The sequence below is a fragment of the Halomonas sp. LS-001 genome, assembly GCF_052983955.1.
Window position 1 is genome coordinate 2662764 of the sequence record NZ_CM129816.1, and the last position, 17650, is coordinate 2680413.

At 47.8% G+C, this 17650-nt stretch carries 14 protein-coding genes; all 14 read right to left on the reverse strand.

What is annotated here, in order from left to right; all coding sequences use genetic code 11:
* Nucleotides 1–8 precede the first annotated feature (8 nt).
* Nucleotides 9–3257, reverse strand: a complete 3249-nt coding sequence (locus ACU6TU_RS12060; RefSeq protein WP_447141652.1) for a glycosyltransferase — start codon at nucleotides 3255–3257, stop codon at nucleotides 9–11.
* Nucleotides 3258–3265: 8 nt separating this feature from the next.
* Nucleotides 3266–4456 carry an NAD-dependent epimerase/dehydratase family protein gene (locus ACU6TU_RS12065; protein WP_447141653.1) on the reverse strand — a complete coding sequence of 397 codons (1191 nt, stop codon included), beginning with the start codon at nucleotides 4454–4456 and terminating at the stop codon, nucleotides 3266–3268.
* A 67-nt stretch (nucleotides 4457–4523) separates the two neighbouring features.
* On the reverse strand, nucleotides 4524–5564 hold the full coding sequence (locus ACU6TU_RS12070; RefSeq protein ID WP_447141654.1) for an SDR family NAD(P)-dependent oxidoreductase: 1041 nt from the start codon (nucleotides 5562–5564) through the stop codon (nucleotides 4524–4526).
* A 75-nt stretch (nucleotides 5565–5639) separates the two neighbouring features.
* A complete protein-coding gene (locus ACU6TU_RS12075; protein WP_447141655.1) occupies nucleotides 5640–6659 on the reverse strand; it encodes a tetratricopeptide repeat protein in 1020 nt (339 codons plus the stop codon).
* Nucleotides 6652–8577 carry a hypothetical protein gene (locus ACU6TU_RS12080; protein WP_447141656.1) on the reverse strand — a complete coding sequence of 642 codons (1926 nt, stop codon included), beginning with the start codon at nucleotides 8575–8577 and terminating at the stop codon, nucleotides 6652–6654. Before ACU6TU_RS12080 ends, ACU6TU_RS12075 begins: the two co-directional genes overlap by 8 nt.
* On the reverse strand, nucleotides 8577–10514 hold the full coding sequence (locus ACU6TU_RS12085) for a hypothetical protein (RefSeq protein WP_447141657.1): 1938 nt from the start codon (nucleotides 10512–10514) through the stop codon (nucleotides 8577–8579). The genes ACU6TU_RS12080 and ACU6TU_RS12085 overlap by 1 nt, the downstream gene beginning before the upstream one ends.
* Before the next feature lie 45 nt (nucleotides 10515–10559).
* Nucleotides 10560–11465 carry a glucose-1-phosphate thymidylyltransferase RfbA gene (rfbA, locus tag ACU6TU_RS12090; protein WP_447141658.1) on the reverse strand — a complete coding sequence of 302 codons (906 nt, stop codon included), beginning with the start codon at nucleotides 11463–11465 and terminating at the stop codon, nucleotides 10560–10562.
* A 180-nt stretch (nucleotides 11466–11645) separates the two neighbouring features.
* A complete protein-coding gene (gene rfbD, locus ACU6TU_RS12095; RefSeq protein WP_447141659.1) occupies nucleotides 11646–12560 on the reverse strand; it encodes a dTDP-4-dehydrorhamnose reductase in 915 nt (304 codons plus the stop codon).
* A gap of 148 nt (nucleotides 12561–12708) precedes the next feature.
* Nucleotides 12709–13074 (reverse strand): GxxExxY protein, encoded by a 366-nt coding sequence (locus ACU6TU_RS12100; RefSeq protein ID WP_447141660.1) that lies wholly within the window; start codon nucleotides 13072–13074, stop codon nucleotides 12709–12711.
* Between the two features lie 211 nt (nucleotides 13075–13285).
* Nucleotides 13286–14533, reverse strand: a complete 1248-nt coding sequence (locus ACU6TU_RS12105) for a dTDP-glucose 4,6-dehydratase (RefSeq protein ID WP_447141661.1) — start codon at nucleotides 14531–14533, stop codon at nucleotides 13286–13288.
* The gene (locus ACU6TU_RS12110; RefSeq protein ID WP_447141662.1) at nucleotides 14530–15465 is read right to left on the reverse strand and encodes an ABC transporter ATP-binding protein; all 936 of its coding nucleotides are present in this window, start codon (nucleotides 15463–15465) and stop codon (nucleotides 14530–14532) included. The genes ACU6TU_RS12105 and ACU6TU_RS12110 overlap by 4 nt, the downstream gene beginning before the upstream one ends.
* 288 nt (nucleotides 15466–15753) lie before the next feature.
* Complete coding sequence (locus tag ACU6TU_RS12115) at nucleotides 15754–16689, reverse strand: DUF4351 domain-containing protein (RefSeq protein WP_447141663.1); 936 nt, start codon at nucleotides 16687–16689, stop codon at nucleotides 15754–15756.
* A 176-nt stretch (nucleotides 16690–16865) separates the two neighbouring features.
* Entirely contained in the window at nucleotides 16866–17354 is a 489-nt protein-coding gene (locus tag ACU6TU_RS12120) for a hypothetical protein (RefSeq protein ID WP_447141664.1), read from the reverse strand.
* Complete coding sequence (locus tag ACU6TU_RS12125) at nucleotides 17351–17650, reverse strand: nucleotidyltransferase domain-containing protein (protein ID WP_447141665.1); 300 nt, start codon at nucleotides 17648–17650, stop codon at nucleotides 17351–17353. Before ACU6TU_RS12125 ends, ACU6TU_RS12120 begins: the two co-directional genes overlap by 4 nt.

Sequence of the window (17650 nt, forward strand, 5' to 3'; positions counted from 1 at the left end):
TGTACTGGTTAAACATTAACCTGTTGACTGGAAAGTTCTCTAGCTTTATTCATCAAAATAGCATCATCTTCTTTCCAGGTATGGTGCTGTTTGTCAGCGGCTCGATAAACGGTGAAGTTGAAATCGTCGGCTAACATTACACTTTGCTCCTTTTGCAACGCACCTCGGAAAAATTCAACATCAATAGATGAACGTCGGCTTTCGGAAAAGGGATTCAGATTCAGTAAGTCACGCTTAGCAAAAAAAGTTGCCCCTGCCATATGATGATGGTTACCTTCATAAAGTATAAAATCACTGGCAGACAGCGTGTCAGAATCACGATAGAGAGTTTTATCCAGCGCCTCGAAGTAGGTGGCGCTCATTTTTTTACCCACCAGATCGCTATCAAGCGCCTGAGTATTGAGCCAATAATCCATCAAATAGTTCGGCCCATAGCTGTCGTCATCATCCATTTTGGCCCAGTAAGCCCCTTGCGACTGCCTGATCAACCAGTTAAGGCAAAACCCAAGATTGCGTTCACTGCCAAACTGAAATATCTGCGCACTCGGCACCTTTTCTTGCACTTCCCGGGCAATCGCTTGCCTATCAACCTGATCCGTATTCAGTGCAATCAAAAGCTCTTTATTTGGATACTCTTGCTGAAGATAATTATCTATTATCTTATGTAACCATTGCGGGCGCTTGGTAACCGTCAGACAACTGATCAGTGGTTGCTCACCAAGCTTTTTATCAACGCCTGCCAGCTTCAACCATTGGGCCAAGCGGCACTGAATATTATGTTGTTGATGAACACGACGCCAACCGGGCTGAACGCGGCTTTTACATTGCCAGAGGTCTGTTTTCAGCGTTTCCAGACGATGTGCCAATACATCAGCTTCTCGATGATACTCAATATATGGATCCAGCTCACCGAATGTCATAGTATCGTTTTCATGCAGATAAACGATAACATGTGCCTTGGCGGCTAAGGCTTCCAGCACTTCCTGCCGCATGGCGGCCGATGATTTCAGGGTTCTTGATGTCAGCAAGACCACATTAAACTCTTTTAGCGCTTGGCGACGCTGGTGAGGTGTCAAATACCCCAGGACACTAGCCTCAAGACCTGGTATATCTTTTAACTTCAGCTGATTAAACTGCCAACTGGCATCTGCCACTAGCAGATCATCCCGTTTTAGCGTCTCGATAAGTAAACGATTTTCCTGAAACTCAATCAGGTCTGCCCATCCATCATAAAGTACATGCAGGTTTTTGAATGACGGCTTTTTGAACTGACGAATGGCATTATCAAGGGCTGGCGCAACACAGGGACCCAATACAGAAACCGGCAGAGCCTTGCTCTGTTTTTCAAGATAGTACTGTAGGGCGATGGCACTTTCCTGTTCAACCGTCGCTACGTGGTCAAATACGGTGGCCAGTTCCTGAATAAGATACAGGTGGTGGACCGGTTCCGTATACCAGAAACAGCAAGGAACACCGGCTTTCTGGAAAGCTAGAGCCCATTGCCTGCAAGTATCTTCATAGGCTTTCTGGCCACTGGACAATAACTGCGATTCCACCAGGAGGAGATCAAATTGGCAAGCAACGTTTGGCTCGGCTGTTATCTCCTCATCGGCAAGTTGTTGACGATTCATCAGATCAACCGTCTCTACAACGGTCGCTAATTTATCGAATAGCACCTCGCTACCTATAAAAGCAATCTTCAACGTCTTATTTACAGGCGGATGCCAAGCTGTCAGGTCTTCATCCCGAAAGTATTCTGTGGTGTGAACGATTCGATTGGATGGAGTTTCCACCCTATTAACAAGGTATGTAGGCAGATGCTGGCGTTGTGCGAGATGTTGCTGTGCTTTGCGTTTCGCCAGCTGCCTCTTAAGCTGTTGATAGGTTTCCAACGGTAGCTGCTCCAGGGTTTCCGAGAACACCTGGAGCGTGACTGCTCCGTTTTTATTAACGTGCTGGCAGCCCTTCAGATAGTTTTCTTTACTCATCAGACTGCCATAGTATCTCTGGCTTGAGTGCAAACATTGTAAGGGTACTGGTAACCAGCTGCTGCTAACTATCTCGAACAGTTCAAGGCAATACTCAAGCGTAAAAGGCGCTACTACTGATGCTTCATCAACAAGCAACATTTTTGAATAACGCGAGAACCTCACCAAGCCCGGTAATAACCAATAAGTTGCTGGCAACACCTTTATACTAAGCCGGCCCAAAAAATGTTTCACAACAGTTCTAATGATGGCTTGTTGTTGGGTAAATGGCGCCTTTATCAGTAGTAGCACCTCTGTTGGTTCACTTGATGACTTTTCAGCCAATGGCTCAAGATACTCTATTACATCTACAGGCTCAGTTTCTGGGTCTAGATGCATTACCAGGCTGGTACCCATTTTATTCTCAACAGGTTCACCTGAGACAATGGGTAACTCTTGCATTTTCAGCCAGTGGCGGTAAGCCTCCCCTAATGTCTGACGCTCGCGCTTGGCTACCAAGCGGTCACCCACAGCAAAATCATGTTTAAGAACAAGTCCAGGCCAGTAATTAATCTGAGCATGTGGCTTTAGACGTCGGCATCGTTCAGCCAGCTCATGTCCTTCATGACCAAACATAAGAGGGTCGAACCCCCCTACCGCCCTGAATATATGGCGGCGAATCACCATATTGCCTTCAAGGTTGAAGGAAGCCTCTCCCCTGGGCTTTTCCCCAAGGTCATAGTGCGGGCTAACAGCGCCATCTTTACTACGTGATAGAACTCTTCCCCGTACCCCCATTACCGACGTATTTGACATGGCAAGAATTGCCTGGGAAATATAATCTTCACAAGGTAGGCCATCATCATCAATAAATAGCAGCAATGGCGCGCGTGAAAAAGCAGCTCCTACATTTCTCCCCTCGGAAGGTAGAAAGTTTATGGGGCAATGTATGTATAAGATAGACCTTTTTTTAAGGCATTCTTCCAGCTGCTCGTTATGGCCATTATCAACTATGATAACTTCTAAAGACTGGCCTTCTTTCTGGCTAAGAAGCGTATCGATGCAATTAAAAACATCTTGACTGCCATTGTGAATAACAATAATTGCAGTACAGGTTGGAAGTTTTTCTGGACGTCGATCAACAGTTGCAAAATCGTGATAGTTGATTAGCGCTTTGTATTCGTAAGATTTAGCACGGGCGTCACTAAAACGTTGCTGTTGAAAAAGCAGCCTGGCCGCCTTAAAGGCGGCCAGAGCGGATTCCTGCTTTTTAGTAAAATCTATTATCATTATGCAGGTTACCACTTAACCCCACGGAAAATGACATCGTTACGGATATTGTCCTTGTAACGATCCGCAACGCGTAACATTTGTTCCATCACATCGTCAGTTAGATAATGTGGCTCTACCCCGATATTAATCAATCCATGATATGTGGGGTTGTAATAGTGTTCTTCTGCTTCTTTACGTGGATTTTCAATACTCTTGACTTCTACATTATAGCCAAGTTTGTTACCCACTTTTTGGGTAAGTTCTGCCAGTTCACTTACGCTGAAAGTTTCCATAATCTGGTTGAAAATGCGCAACTCGCCTTTACTGGCAGGAGTTTCTGTTGACATGTGAACGCACTGCAACGTGTCCTTGATGTTCAGATAACCGCGTGTCTGCCCGCCTTGACCGTAAACCGTCAGGGGGTAACCGGCTATAGCCTGAACAACAAAGCGGTTAACAACAGTACCGAACACCTCATCGTAATTAAAGATAGTATTCAAGCGCTCATCAATGGCTGATTCTTCGGTTTCGTTACCGTATACCGGACCTTGCATCAGGTCTGTAACTTTCAAGTCCCACATGCGCACAGCAAACCACATCAGGTCGGTGTCCATTACCTTAGTGGTGTGGTAAAGCGAGCCCGCCTGACGTGGGAACAGGAACTTGCCTTTACGGCCCTTATGTTCAATTTCCAGCCAACCTTCTTCTATGTCAATATTAGGCGTACCATACTCACCCATAGTACCAAGCTTGATGATGTGAGTATCGCGCGCATAATCGCGAACTGCGAACACCAGGTTATTAGTGACGCGAAGATTATTAGTAAGTGTCAAATCAGCACGCTTATAGTCCATCAGTGAATAAGGCGCAGACGGCTGTTCAGCATAATGGACAACGGTTTCCGGAATACCTGAAAACTGCGGATTAATAGCCCAGTCGTACTTGAAGTTGCCATTAAACAATGAACGCATCACTTCTGGATCGGTTAGGTCTCCGATCACAACTTTAATTTCTTTGCCTGTATGCTCGTACCAGATTTTTGCTCGTTCCTGAAGTGTAGGTACGGGGTACAGCATACCAACGTCAATTTCATTACATGCGTGACGACGTAGGTAATTATCTACGACAGTAACCTCATAACCACGCTGTGAAAAATACATTGCCGTCGGCCAACCGAGGTAACCATCACCACCAAGAATCAAAACATGTGAAGACATTTTCTTTCCTTTTTAACTTTAGTTCAATCAATAAAAATTATAACTTAAAGTAACTTTAGCTATCAAATCAGACTGCTTCATCCAGCAGTTGATGTTCACGTAAAAAAGCTGTTAGCTCTTCTTTAGATAGCGTTGGCTCCAGCTCAGAGTTATACGGATTGGTAATACTATCTGATAACTTCCCCGGATAATCGTACTGGATATTTTTATACATATTACTCAAGGCAGGAAGGACAGCAAAGTAATCTTCCAGCTCACAAGTGCGGCGCGTCTCTTCACTGCTCATCAACTCTTCGTAAAGTTTCTCACCTGGCTTGGAGCCGATAATCTTTATTTTAATATCCTCTGGTTGATGACCATATACCGGAGCTAATTCCTCAATCATGCATTCAGCAAGATCTTTAATATTAATAACCGGCATTTTTGTTACAAATACTTCACCGCCTCGTGCAATCAAACTTGAGTCAATAACCAAGCGTGTTGCTTCATGAATACTCATGATAAAGCGGGTCATCTTCTCATCAGTCAGAGTGATAGGACCGCCCTTTTTGATCTGCTCTTTAAAAATTGGAATGACCGACCCCCGTGAGCCAAGCACATTTCCAAAACGAGTAGAACTAAAAATAGTGTTATGTTCACGCTGGGCGTTGTTAGCTGCTGTAATCAACCGCTCACCCATAAGCTTGGTTGTTCCCATGACATTTGTAGGGTTTACCGCTTTGTCAGAACTGGTGAAGATAACACGGTCAACATCTGCATCATAAGCAGCTTCAATAACATTCTGTACGCCATGGATATTTGTTTGCACTGCGTCAAAAGGAGAACGCTCGCACAATACGACATGCTTGAATGCTGCAGAGTGAAAAACAACATCCACGCCCTTAAACAAGCGTGTTAGCTTGGAGCGATCACGCATATCAGCCAGGAAGAAATTAGCATTTTGATATTCTTGAAACTCTTGCTGAATAAAGAATAATTCAGATTCACTATTATCAATACCAATTAGGTGGCCAACTTCAAACTTTTCCAAAAGCTGTTTTACTAATTCAGAGCCAACTGTTCCGCAACAACCGGTTACGAGCACTGACTTATTTTTAAGGTGTTCCATCTTTTTACATCCTGCTTAAGTGGCTATATAAAAGCCGTTTATGACACATTTAGAGTATAACAAACCAAAGGAGTGTTATCTATCCAAATATTCAAGCACACTCATTACTGTTTTCTCCGAAATATCAGCAAGTTGAGAACACACACGTGACTCAAGGTGTTCTTCAGGCTCATCAATATAATGGGATACGTGTACTAAAGAACGTTTAAAATTATGAAAGGAGCTTTCATATTCTTCCAATAATGCCGTTGCACGCCCTAAGCGATTATAAACACCTGACAGAAGAAATTTTTTAATCTGATCTGATGATGCTCCCCACTGCTGCACCATCTCTACACATCTTCTTTCTTCCTGACCATTCCCCAGTTGCTGATACCCGCATGCGGCAAAAATTCCCAGCATAATTCGACTAGGCTGATCAGGTAGGGTTGCATTATCCAGTTTAACCAGCGCCTGCCAGTTGCCTGCTCCCCAATTGTTCTGTGCTTCTTTTACGTTCAAATGATCTGCATGCTCTTTATGAGACACGGGTAAATTTGACGATTCAAAAGATTTTTTCGAAATTAATTTTTGGGTAAGGTCTTTTTCCAGATTATCCAGCTCATTAGCAATTCTTGCTTTTACCAAGTAGTCTGGCGGCAATGAATTATGATCAAGCATTAACGCTTTACGATAGTTTTCAAAAGCTGCATCACTATCTTCAGTCAATGCATGAATACGTCCAAGCGTGTTGTGAACACCACTGATCATTATGTTCGCAACTTCCTTTTTGCTCGCTCCCCAATCCCTTGCAAGATGCATCATTTTTTTTGCTTGTTGCATTTGTCCGAGCTGCTGATGAGCAGATGCACACAATATCGCAAGGTTAACGCGATCTGCACTTGATTGCATGTTCTCTTTTGTAAGGCTTATCAATGCCTGCCAGTCACCAAACTGCCATTGGGTTCTAGCATTTTCCAGCTTACATGCATCATCTCCGACGGGTAACCATTCTGTAGTCACAGGTAGTGTACTTTCTGATTCTTCCTGTGCTTTGTCATACTGCCTGGTTCTCTGGGCAGGAACCTTGCGTTTATTTCTTCTGGGTTTATTCATTTAAAACAAACTCTTTAATCAGCTGAAGTTGCGCTTCAACTCTTACGATATTTTGCTGAATTTTATAATTGTGCTTTTTAAGCGCATCATTCTGTTCTTTAAACTCTATTCGCTCATTTTCTTGGCCTGCGACTTTTTGCTCAAGCTCATCTTTTTCCTTTTCTATCTGCTCAAGCTTTAACTGTATTTCCTCTTTTTCGTGCTTTATTCTTTCAGCTTGGTCGGCGGCTTTTTGCGCTTTTTCCTTTTCAGCATTGGCCTGCTGCTGGCTCTTTTCCAGCTTGTCATTAAGTGATGCGTTTTCTTCTTTGAGCTGCTTAACCTGAGACTGCTGTTTTGTCAGCTGATCAGCCTTTTCGTTCAGCTGTTGCTCTGCCTTCTCTGCGACATCCTGTGCCTCTTGCGCTGACTTCTGATGGGCATTGGCATTCTGCTGACTCTTTTCCAGCTTGTCATTGAGCGATGCGTTTTCTTCTTTGAGCTGCTTAACCTGGGACTGCTGTTTTGTCAGCTGATCAGCCTTTTCGTTCAGCTGTTGCTCTGCCTTCTTTGCGACATCCTGTGCCTCTTGCGCTGACTTCTGATGGGCATTGGCATTCTGCTGACTCTTTTCCAGCTTGTCATTGAGCGATGCGTTTTCTTCTTTGAGCTGCTTAACCTGAGACTGCTGTTTTGTTAGCTGATCGGCCTTTTCGTTCAGCTGTTGCTCTGCCTTCTCTGCGACATCCTGTGCCTCTTGCGCTGACTGCTGATGGGCATTGGCCTGCTGCTGGCTCTTTTCCAGCTTGTCATTAAGTGATGCGTTTTCTTCTTTGAGCTGCTTAACCTGAGACTGCTGTTTTGTTAGCTGATCGGCCTTTTCTTTCAGCTGTTGCTCTGCCTTCTCTGCGACATCCTGTGCCTCTTGCGCTGACTGCTGATGGGCATTGGCCTGCTGCTGGCTGCTTGCTAGCTGTTTCTTTAGCTCTTTCAGCTGTTGCTGGAGTTTTTCTGCGTTCTGCTCTGCCTGCGATTGCTGCTCTTTCAATTGTTGCTGAGCCGCCTTGAGCTGTTGGGTCAGTTTATCCTGTGATTGTGTCAGTTTTTTTATTTCGAGGTTGCTTTCGTTTATCTGGGACTCTTTTTCATTCAGCTGCTGCTGGTGCTTTTCTACGTTCTGCTCTGCCTGCGTTTGCTGCTCTTTCAACTTCTGCTGAGCCGCTTCCAACTGCTGAGTCAACTTGTCGCGGGCTTGTGTCAGTTTTTTAAGCTCGGCGTTGCGAGCTTCAAGGTCGCTTTGTGCGGTATTTAACTCCGCTTGTGATGACTTGAGCTGGCTATACAGCGGGTTACGTTTGAAGCTTTGCAGATAGAAATCCGGGTCGTCGGCTTCCACGTCTACCTTTTCAAAGCCATGCTGCTGGCACCACTCGGCCAACTCTGCATCCGTGGCCATGTCTTCATAGAGGCGCAACGGGCTGGTTCGCACCCATAAGTGAGTCAACGCTTCCAGCAGGCCGGAATGATTGAACGCCTGGAGCAGGCCCAGTGCTATTTCAGGTTGTTCAATAACCAGATGCGTGATCCTTGCCTGGGTTAACTCAGCCTGCTCTAGTGCCTGCGGCAGGGTTTGGGTTTCCAGTGTTTTCTGGCGCGCCTGGCCAAGGCCAGGGTAAAGCTGGGCTAGCTCGCTGGCAGGCGCCAGGCTGTTGAAATCCTGCAGCGCATAGAGATAGCACACCGCTTCGCCACCGGGCGGCGTTACCGGCAGGTCTGCCAGGTGCAGGGCTGGCAGCGCTTCCTGCAGCGTTTTCTGGCGCGCCGGTGTGAGTGCAGTAAGCGGCGCTAGCAGCGCTGCCTGGCTGGCTTTTTCAAGCAGTATTTCACTTTCTTCACGCAGGGGGCCAATGTGGACAAGCAGTGCGGCGTTCTGGCGCATTATTTACCCTCTTCGGCTGACGTTTGGGGGGCAGGCAGATGGCGTTGCTCCGGTCGGGTTTCGCGCTGTTCCGTCACACCATGGCGTAAATAGTGCAGCAAGGGATGCTGCCCGGATGCTGCCACATCCTCATAGAAGGTGAGGTAAAAATCAGTGCTGAACAGCGGGCCAGGGTCGCGGCCATCAATCGCGCCGAACTTGATGAAGTGCTCGGCTGGTTTGAGCCCCGCCTGGGCAACATCCGGGTATTGCTCGCGGTACCAGTCGGCATCAAAGAACCGGCTGGCTTCAAGCATGGCGGCCTGCTTGGGTAGCGTTTTTTTGTAACTGCGAATTTCACGGTAAGCGGCGGCGGCGTGGCGCTGGGCATGAACGCGCAGCCATTGCACCAGGCGTTCCAGATGGTGAATATGCTGCTGGCTATTCGCACGTAACATGTTCAACTCTTTCTGGCGCTTTTCCAGCTGCTGGCGTAGGTAGGCTTGATCGAGGCTACTTTTTTCCAACTGCTCCTGCGCTTTGTGTAACTCGGCTACCCGTTGGTCCAGCTTCCTTAATTCGCTATTTAGTTTTTTCTTGCTTTCTAAATTTGTTGCTTGCAGTTTATCTCGCTCAGTTTTCAGCTTGTCTCGATCAGCTTGCAATTCTAAGGCTTTTTCTTTCGCTTTTTCTTGCGTTTTATCTAGCTCTTTCTTTTCATAAGTCAGTTTTTCATAAGCCTCTTGAATGGCATTCAGTTGCTGTAATAGCAAAGTATTTTCTTCTTCAAACTCTAATCGTTGCTGATGACTTTTTTCGGCCTCTTTTTGCTGTTCTTTTTCTTGCTGCTGCTGTTCATAGATGCACTTCTCCAACTCTTTCCGAACACCATTCAGCTGGGTTAACAGAAATGAATTTTCCTCTGTATTTTTCAATAATTTTTGTTTGTTCTGTTGAATTTCTTTTCGTTGTTTTTCTCTATTCCGTCGTAAATCTTTTAGCTCATTAACTTGCGTTCCCAAAGCTTCTTGAGCATTGTGTAACTGTGCAAGTAAAAGCGAGTTTTCTTCTTTCAGGTTTGTTAACTCACCTTGTCGCTGAGCTAGTTTAGCATTGGCCTGCTTGAGTAGTCGGCCATTTTCATCAGCAGAAGCAGCCACTTCTTCTATCTGCCGAGTCAGCGTCTGTTTCTCGCTATTACGTTCTTCCAGTTGACTCTGCCCTTTTTGCAGCTGTTCCAGGTAGTGCGCCTGGTCATCATGCGCACGCTGAAGCTCACCCTTCAGGCGGGAAAGCTCCTGCTGCTGGCGGTCACGTTCTGTATTGGCGTGTTGGAGCTGCTCCCGATATTGATGATTTTCTTTTTCAGCCTGATGCTGTTGGTCGTGGTTTTTCAGCACCGCTGCTACCAGCGCATGACTTTCCAGCGGTTCGTCATGGCTTTCCTGGCTGCTGGCCAGAAGATAATCATGCACCTCCTGAACCGCTGCTTGCTGAGCCAACAGTTGAGCCGCTGCCAGTTGATACACCGGCGGCAACGGCTCACCGGCAGCCGGTGAAGTCAGGGTTTCCAGCGGGTTACCGGGGGCATAGCCTACCAGCCTTACCTGGCGGCGGGCGGCACGGAAAAGCCGGAGTAGTTCTTTGCTCTGCTGCTGCCATTCCTCCAGTGCTGCCTGTGGGTCTGCGCTCTGCCTCAGACGAGCGGCCAGCCAACCTTGTGGCTGCGGCCAGGCAATGGTCAGTTCGCGCTTTTTATCCTGCTTCAACCAGCCATTCAGGAGGCGTTGGTCATCCTGGGTCAATTGTTGCAGCAACAAGGGGCCATCATGGCTCAACGGCGTTTCATTTTCAGCGGATGACAGCGTCGCCAATGCCAGCGGGGGTTCCGCCGTCGGCAATAATTCTTGCGGCTCGTTCGCGAAGGCTTGCAAGCCCAGATAGATTACCCGTGGCATGTAGGGATGGCTCCTTTACTGACCATTTGAAACATTATGCTACTTTTAATTTTTTGAGAATTCATTCGTTTGCGTGAGTAGCCGTTTTAGATATTCACCGTATTGGGTTTTGCACAAAGGCTCTGCCAGCTGTTGCAGTTTTGCATTGTCTATCCACCCTTCCCGCCAGGCAATTTCTTCCAGGCAGGCGATTTTCAGCCCTTGGCGATGTTCGATGGTCTGCACGTATTGGCTGGCTTCCAACAGGCTGTCATGGGTGCCGGTGTCCAGCCAGGCAAAACCTCGCCCAAAACGCTCTACGCGGAGGTCGCCGCGTGCCAGATAGGCATTGTTCACGCTAGTAATTTCCAGCTCGCCCCGGCCTGAAGGCCTGACCTGTTTGGCAATGTCCACTACGTCATTATCGTAGAAGTACAGCCCCGTTACCGCGTAGGGGGATTTGGGGATGGTGGGCTTTTCTTCGATGGAGATAGCGGTGCCGTTTTCATCGAATTCCACCACGCCGAAGCGGGTTGGGTCTTTTACGGTGTAGCCAAACACGGTTGCGCCTTGCTGCTGGCCACATGCCCGCTTCAACTGATCCGAAAAATGCTGGCCGTGAAAGATGTTGTCTCCCAGCACCAGACAAACCGGGCTATCGCCGATGAAATCTTCTCCGATGATAAAGGCTTGCGCCAGACCATCCGGGCTTGGCTGTTCGGCATATTCAAAACGGACCCCAAAATCGCTGCCGTCCCCTAACAGGCTACGGTATTGGGGTAAATCCTGCGGCGTTGAGATCACCAGTATTTCCTGGATACCTGCCAGCATCAGCACCGAGATCGGGTAGTAGATCATCGGTTTGTCGTAGATCGGTAGCAGCTGTTTGGAGACACCTCGGGTGATAGGATGCAGCCGCGTACCCGAGCCACCCGCGAGAATAATGCCTTTACGGTTTGGGGTGTTGCTCATACTCATCTCTATGTGATGACGTTTAGCCACGAATGTGTAAACCAGTTTCTGGCCACGGATGAACACAGATAACCACGGATAAGGTCAAAAGCAAAAAACAAAAAATATTGTTATTAAAAAAAGGTGTTGGGGTTTATCTGTGTGCATCCGTGTTCATCCGTGGCTCAAACTTATTTAACTTTAACTATCCAAGTATTCTTTCAGTGTTAACGCCAGCTGGCTTTGCCAGGTGGGTAGTGTAATTCCCAGGGTGTTTTCCAGCTTGCTAATCGCCATGCGTGAGTTCAGCGGGCGCTTGGCGGGTGTGGGGTATTCCGCGGTGGAAATACTGCTGGTGTTTTCCGGGGTTATCGCCAGCGTTTCACCCTGCTCTCGGGCTTGCTTGAAAATTTCAGTAGCAAAGCCGTGCCAGCTGGTTTCACCCCGTGGGGCCAGGTGGTAAATACCTGACGGGATGTGAATAGTGAGTGGTGAATAGTGAGTGGTGAATAGTGAGTTGTGTGGCGATGTTGCCAGCATGGTGACTTGAGCGATCAGCCGGGCGGGCGTGGGCGCGCCGATCTGGTCGTTGACGATGTTAAGCGTATCTCGCTCACGGCCGAGGCGAAGCATGGTTTTCATGAAGTTGTTGCCGCGTGCTGCGTACACCCAGCTGGTGCGAAAAATCAGGTATTCACAGCCGCTCGCTACCACCGCCTCATCGCCTTCCAGTTTGGTTTGGCCATAAACGCTTAGCGGGCCTGTAGGGCTATCTTCCTGCCTGGGCGTTTTACCATCGCCGGGGTAGACGTAATCCGAGGAGTAGTGCACTAACCTGGCCTGATTTACTGCCGCATATTCCGCTAGCTGGGCAGGCAAACCAGCGTTCAGGCGCCTGGCCAGTTCTGGCTCATTTTCGGCTTTATCAACGCCGGTATAGGCAGCGGCGTTGAGGATCAAGCCGGGCTGATGCTCAGCCAGATAAGACTCTACGGCCTTGGTATTACTTAGATCCAGCTCGGCGCGGCTTGGCGCGAGGATATTGCCGAAGAGGGCAAACTGGCGCTGAAGCTCAAAGCCAACCTGGCCGTTACCGCCGGTGATGAGAATATTCATAGTAAAACCATTGAGGCCACGGATGAACACGGATAACCACGGATAAGGTCAAAAGCGAAAAACCAAAAAATATTTTAAAAAAAAAGGGTTTGGGGTTTATCCGTGTTCATTCGTGTTCATCCGTGGCCAGTTCTGACATGGCTAAAATTTAGATAACGATTCTTTTTATAAACACTTTCGGGTAAGTAAAGTTGACAAGCAACCCTATCGGCAAACCAGTAGCATGCAGGTAGTTGATGAGCTGTGCTTCTGCCGATGCCGGAACCTGGGCTTGCGCTTTTAGCTCCAAAATTATTTTGCCTTCAATAAGAATATCCAGACGATGCTGACCTACTATTTTTTGCTTGTAATAAATATTGACAGGTTTTTCAATTTCAACTTGTAGACCAAGAGCTAATAGCTCGATAGCTAACGCTTTTTGGTACACGCTTTCCAAAAACCCCGAACCTAGCTGGTTACTGACTTCAAAAATAGCACCCCTGATTCTGTACGTTAGCTCTTCTTCCTTGAGCATACTGCATCCTTTTTTTGCCACGTTATCTAAGCCACGGATGAACACGGATAACTACGGATAAGGTCAAAAGCGCAAAATAAAAAATAAAAAATAAAAATATTGTTTCTTAAAAAAGGTGTTGGGGTTTATCCGTGAATATCCGTGTTCATCCGTGGCCTTAACGGTTTTTTCGTGTTCATCCGTGGCTAATTCGTTTTTAACCGTGCAAGACTCACAAACTACCCAGTCGCTGGCCTTGGTAGCTGCCGTCTTGAACGCGTTGCCACCACTGCTTATTGTTCAGATACCATTCAACTGTTTTACGCAGGCCGGTTTCGAAGGTTTCTTCCGGCACCCAGCCAAGCTCGCGTTCGATTTTGCTGGCGTCAATGGCATAGCGCACGTCATGACCTGGGCGGTCGGTGACGAAGGTGATCAGGTCTTTATGTGAGCGCTGCGCTTGTGAGGCGTGAGCGCCCTTCGGGCTTGAGAGGGGTGCGGGGGTACTCCTCACTCCTAACTCCTCACTCCTCACATCTAACTTCTCACCTAACACCAGCTCGTCCAATATCTCGCAGATAGTTTCAACAACATGCAGGTTAGTCTGCTCGTTATGCCCGCCAATATTATAGGTCTCGCCGATTTTGCCTTCAGTCGCTACCTTGATAAGGGCGCGAGCATGGTCTTCCACGTAGAGCCAGTCTCGAACCTGCTGGCCATTGCCGTATACCGGCAGTGGCTTGCCCGCCAGGGCGTTGAGAATCATCAGCGGAATGAGCTTTTCGGGGAAGTGATACGGCCCATAGTTGTTTGAGCAGTTGGTCACCAGCGTAGGTAGACCATAGGTGCGCTGCCAGGCGCGCACCAAATGGTCAGAGCAGGCCTTGCTTGCCGAGTACGGTGAGCTTGGCGCGTAAGGCGTTTCTTCAGTAAATAGTGAGCGCTGCGCTTCGCTTGCTTGTGAGGCGTGAGCGCCCTGCGGGCTGGTGAGGGGTGAGAGGGCTAACTCCTCACTCCTCACTTCTAACCCCTTACCCTCTGCCAGATCGCCGTAAACTTCATCTGTGCTGATGTGATGAAAGCGAAAGGCTTCTGCCTTGGCAGCATCTTGTTGCTGAAGGGCTTTCCAGTAGGCGCGTGCAACTTCCAATAGCACGGCAGTGCCTACCACATTAGTTTGAATAAACTCAGCGGGGCCATCGATGGAACGGTCAACGTGGCTCTCGGCTGCCAAATGCATCACCACATCCGGCTGGTGCTGTTCGAATAGTTCCTGCATGGCCGAGGCATCACAGATATCCGCCTGAACAAAGGTATAGCGTTGACTGGATTCGATGCTGGCGAGAGATTCCAGATTACCAGCGTAAGTAAGCTTGTCGATATTGATAACGGTATGCGCGGTATGGTTAACCAGCTCACGCACAACGGCTGAACCGATAAAACCGGCACCGCCGGTAATAAGGAAAGTACGCGTGTTCATGATGTCTGATCTTTTCCTGAGCGCAGTACTTCAATATGATTTTTTACTGCTTTAACGGCCCTGCGACGCTTTTTCAAATCTTCTTCCAGTAACTTGCGTACGTTATCCGCCCCTCCTTTTGCCTCTAACTCCGCAAGGGTCGTTTTAACCTCGTTTAGCCTGTTTTTTCGCTTTCCAAGCAACTTTTCGCTTTCTTCAATACTATCAGGCAGCTTTTTCTTCGCTGTTTTCTTGGCAGTTGCACTCGTCGCTACCGGCGTTTTTTTCTTGCCATCAACATCGGCGTTATAAGCATCAATGGCTTCATTGACGTCGTCAAACCATGTTGCCCGCCCTTGTTTCAAATACACACCCGCCTGGCAGAGATCGCGCAAAATACCATCTGAGTGCGACACCATAATGATGGAAGCCTGGCCAACCTTGGATTCAAACAGCTCTTTTGCCTTGGCTTTGAAGGCGCGATCTCCCACTGCGGTGGCTTCATCAGAGATATACACATCAAAGTTGAATGCCAGCGAAAGGCCAAACGAAATACGCGAGCGCATACCCGATGAGTAAGTACGAATTGGCTCGTCAAAGGCGTCGCCGATTTCCGCAAAGTCTTCCACAAACTGGATCACGCGTTTGACATCATCCGGCCCGCTACCCTGAGCCCGCGCCACGAACTTGACGTTCTGACGGCCGGTCATATTGCTTTGCATGCCACCGGAAAGCCCCACCGGCCAGGAAACCCGGCTATGGCGAATGACTTCTCCCCGTTCCGGGGTATCCATCCCGGCTATCAACTTCAGGAGTGTGGATTTGCCTGCGCCATTGGCACCAATCAGCCCCACACTCACATTTTTCGGAAAGGTCAGGTTGATGTCTTTCAACACCCAGTCACTGCCGTGGTGGTTGTGGTAACGCTTGTAGAGATTTTTGACTTCGATCATGGGTTGCTACGCAGAAGATATTGGGCTTTTGGCCACGGATGAAAGCGGAGAAAATAATTTGGCCACGGATGAACACGGACAGGCACGGATAAGGTCAAAAGAAAAAGAAAAAATTACTTTATCAAAAAGGTTTTTTTCCGTGTTTTCCGTGAGTGTCCGTGGCTAAGAAATACCGTGATTAAACGATTGTTACTTCACGGTATTTTTTCCGATACATTGCTTCAAGGTGTGTTTTCGGTTTTGTAGGGTGACTTCGCGGAGCACGTCACCTCAATTTTTCCTCACTCTTCATTTATTGGCCAACAGCACTTCTAAGCTATTCGCTGTCAGGAGCTTCTCCATCCAGTTCTCCAGCTGAGCAGTGCTGGCGCTTTGAAGTTTTTCATCTGCCCACACGGGAAGCTCTCCAAACTTCAAATTGATAAGCTTACGTAACATATTCTGAGCTTCCTGCTGCATACCCTGCTGCATACCCTGTTGCATGCCCTGTTGCATGCCTTCACTACGGAGTCTTTCTGCTAAACCAGCCATTTTGCTTTCCTCCTGCGGATAGCGCTTCTGGTAGTCATGACGCTCATCTTCCGTGAGACTGCCATAAATATCGACAAAATCGATGTACTTAAGTTGCTTTTCCAGCTCAGGTTCCAAGGTCAACAAGCCATGTATCGCACTGGCATAAACCTCTATTTTTTCAGACTCAGGCCATTGCATATTAGGCAAATTGAGGCGCGCCACGAGATTATCGCTTTGCATGTATTCAGCAGCAGGCAATTGGCTCAGTTCGGTTTTTAGGTAGTTAAACTGTAAGTAGCAATGCCGTTCACTTTTAATTTGCAACTGTTGAGGTAAGCCTTCACGCCCATGCAGGAATATCACAACAGGAACAACACGCTGGGTGTTGAAGAGCTCGCTAAGATGCAGGGTGTAATGCGCCAGGCGATGAATCGAGAAGCGTGCCGGGTTGGTTTCTTCCTCAAGTACAAACAGTAAAGCTTCTCGTTGGCCATCGGGCCATTCCACCAGCAAGGGCACATCCAGCTCATGAAACCGGTCGCCTAAGCGCTCTTTAAGCTGTTCCTGACGAATAGGGGTAATTCGTGTTTCGGCAGCGTTTATACCGCTTGCTTCTTCTGCGGCGAAGAAAGCTAGAGCTTCCAGTGGATAATCCAGAATCAGGTTTTTAAAGTTCTGGTCATGACTTGTTTTATCCTTTTTTGAATTCATAGCCGTTCCCTCTGGCTTACCTGGTTGGGCTCTTAAAACAACTGATGGCCTGCCACAGTTTGGCAAGGAATACCCGATATTAGCCACGGACCCTCACGGAAAACACGGACGAAACCCAAGATCAAAATGGATTCCCGATTACCCCATTCGGGAATGACGGGGCTGGGGGTTGTAGTTCACCACTCATCATGATTCAGCAGTGCGTTTACTTCTGTCTCCAGGCGTTCGGCAAAGTGCGTCAACGTAGTGATATTCTGGTGCGCTTTGGTTAGCGCGTTATGCAGAACATAGGCTTCTTCAATGTACTCATGAATCATCTGATTTCTGAGTTGGCGTAACTCGATCCACTTTTCTGTAGAGTTCAACCAGCCAAATTTTTCGGCCTTATCAAGGTTAATGAGTAGTGCTTTATCCGGTTCGCCTAGCGCACGCAGCAGCGCAGGAAGCAACTTATCGCCTAATGTGTCCTGTAAGCGGCAAAAGCGGCTAGCAAATGCTTCTAGCTTTAACGCTAGATCAGGCTTTTGCTCAAGGTTTTCAATATCGGCAAGCAGCAGCCCATTACCAAAGACCTGTTGATCAGCATACTGCAGATGGCGGATTTCCTTGTTGATGACACGCAGCAGAAACTCAAGCCGACTCTGTATGTTGGGCGATAGCGTCATAAGACAATTCCCTGGGTACCGGCCACCTTATGAATGCTGGTTTTTGTAAGATTCGGGGCATTCAGCACAATATCAATCTTACGGTCTCCTAACGCCATTATCATTTTTGCCTGAGCCCTGGCGATGCACCAGGCCGGTTCTTCAATAGGTAGATCAACGCTGACCATCAGGTCGATATCGCCGCCCCTGGCGTTATCATCCAGCCGAGAGCCGAACAGCGTTACTGACGCCTGATCACCGAATACATCAGTGACCACACGTTTAATGGTATGAATGTCAGTCTCATTCAGGCGCAT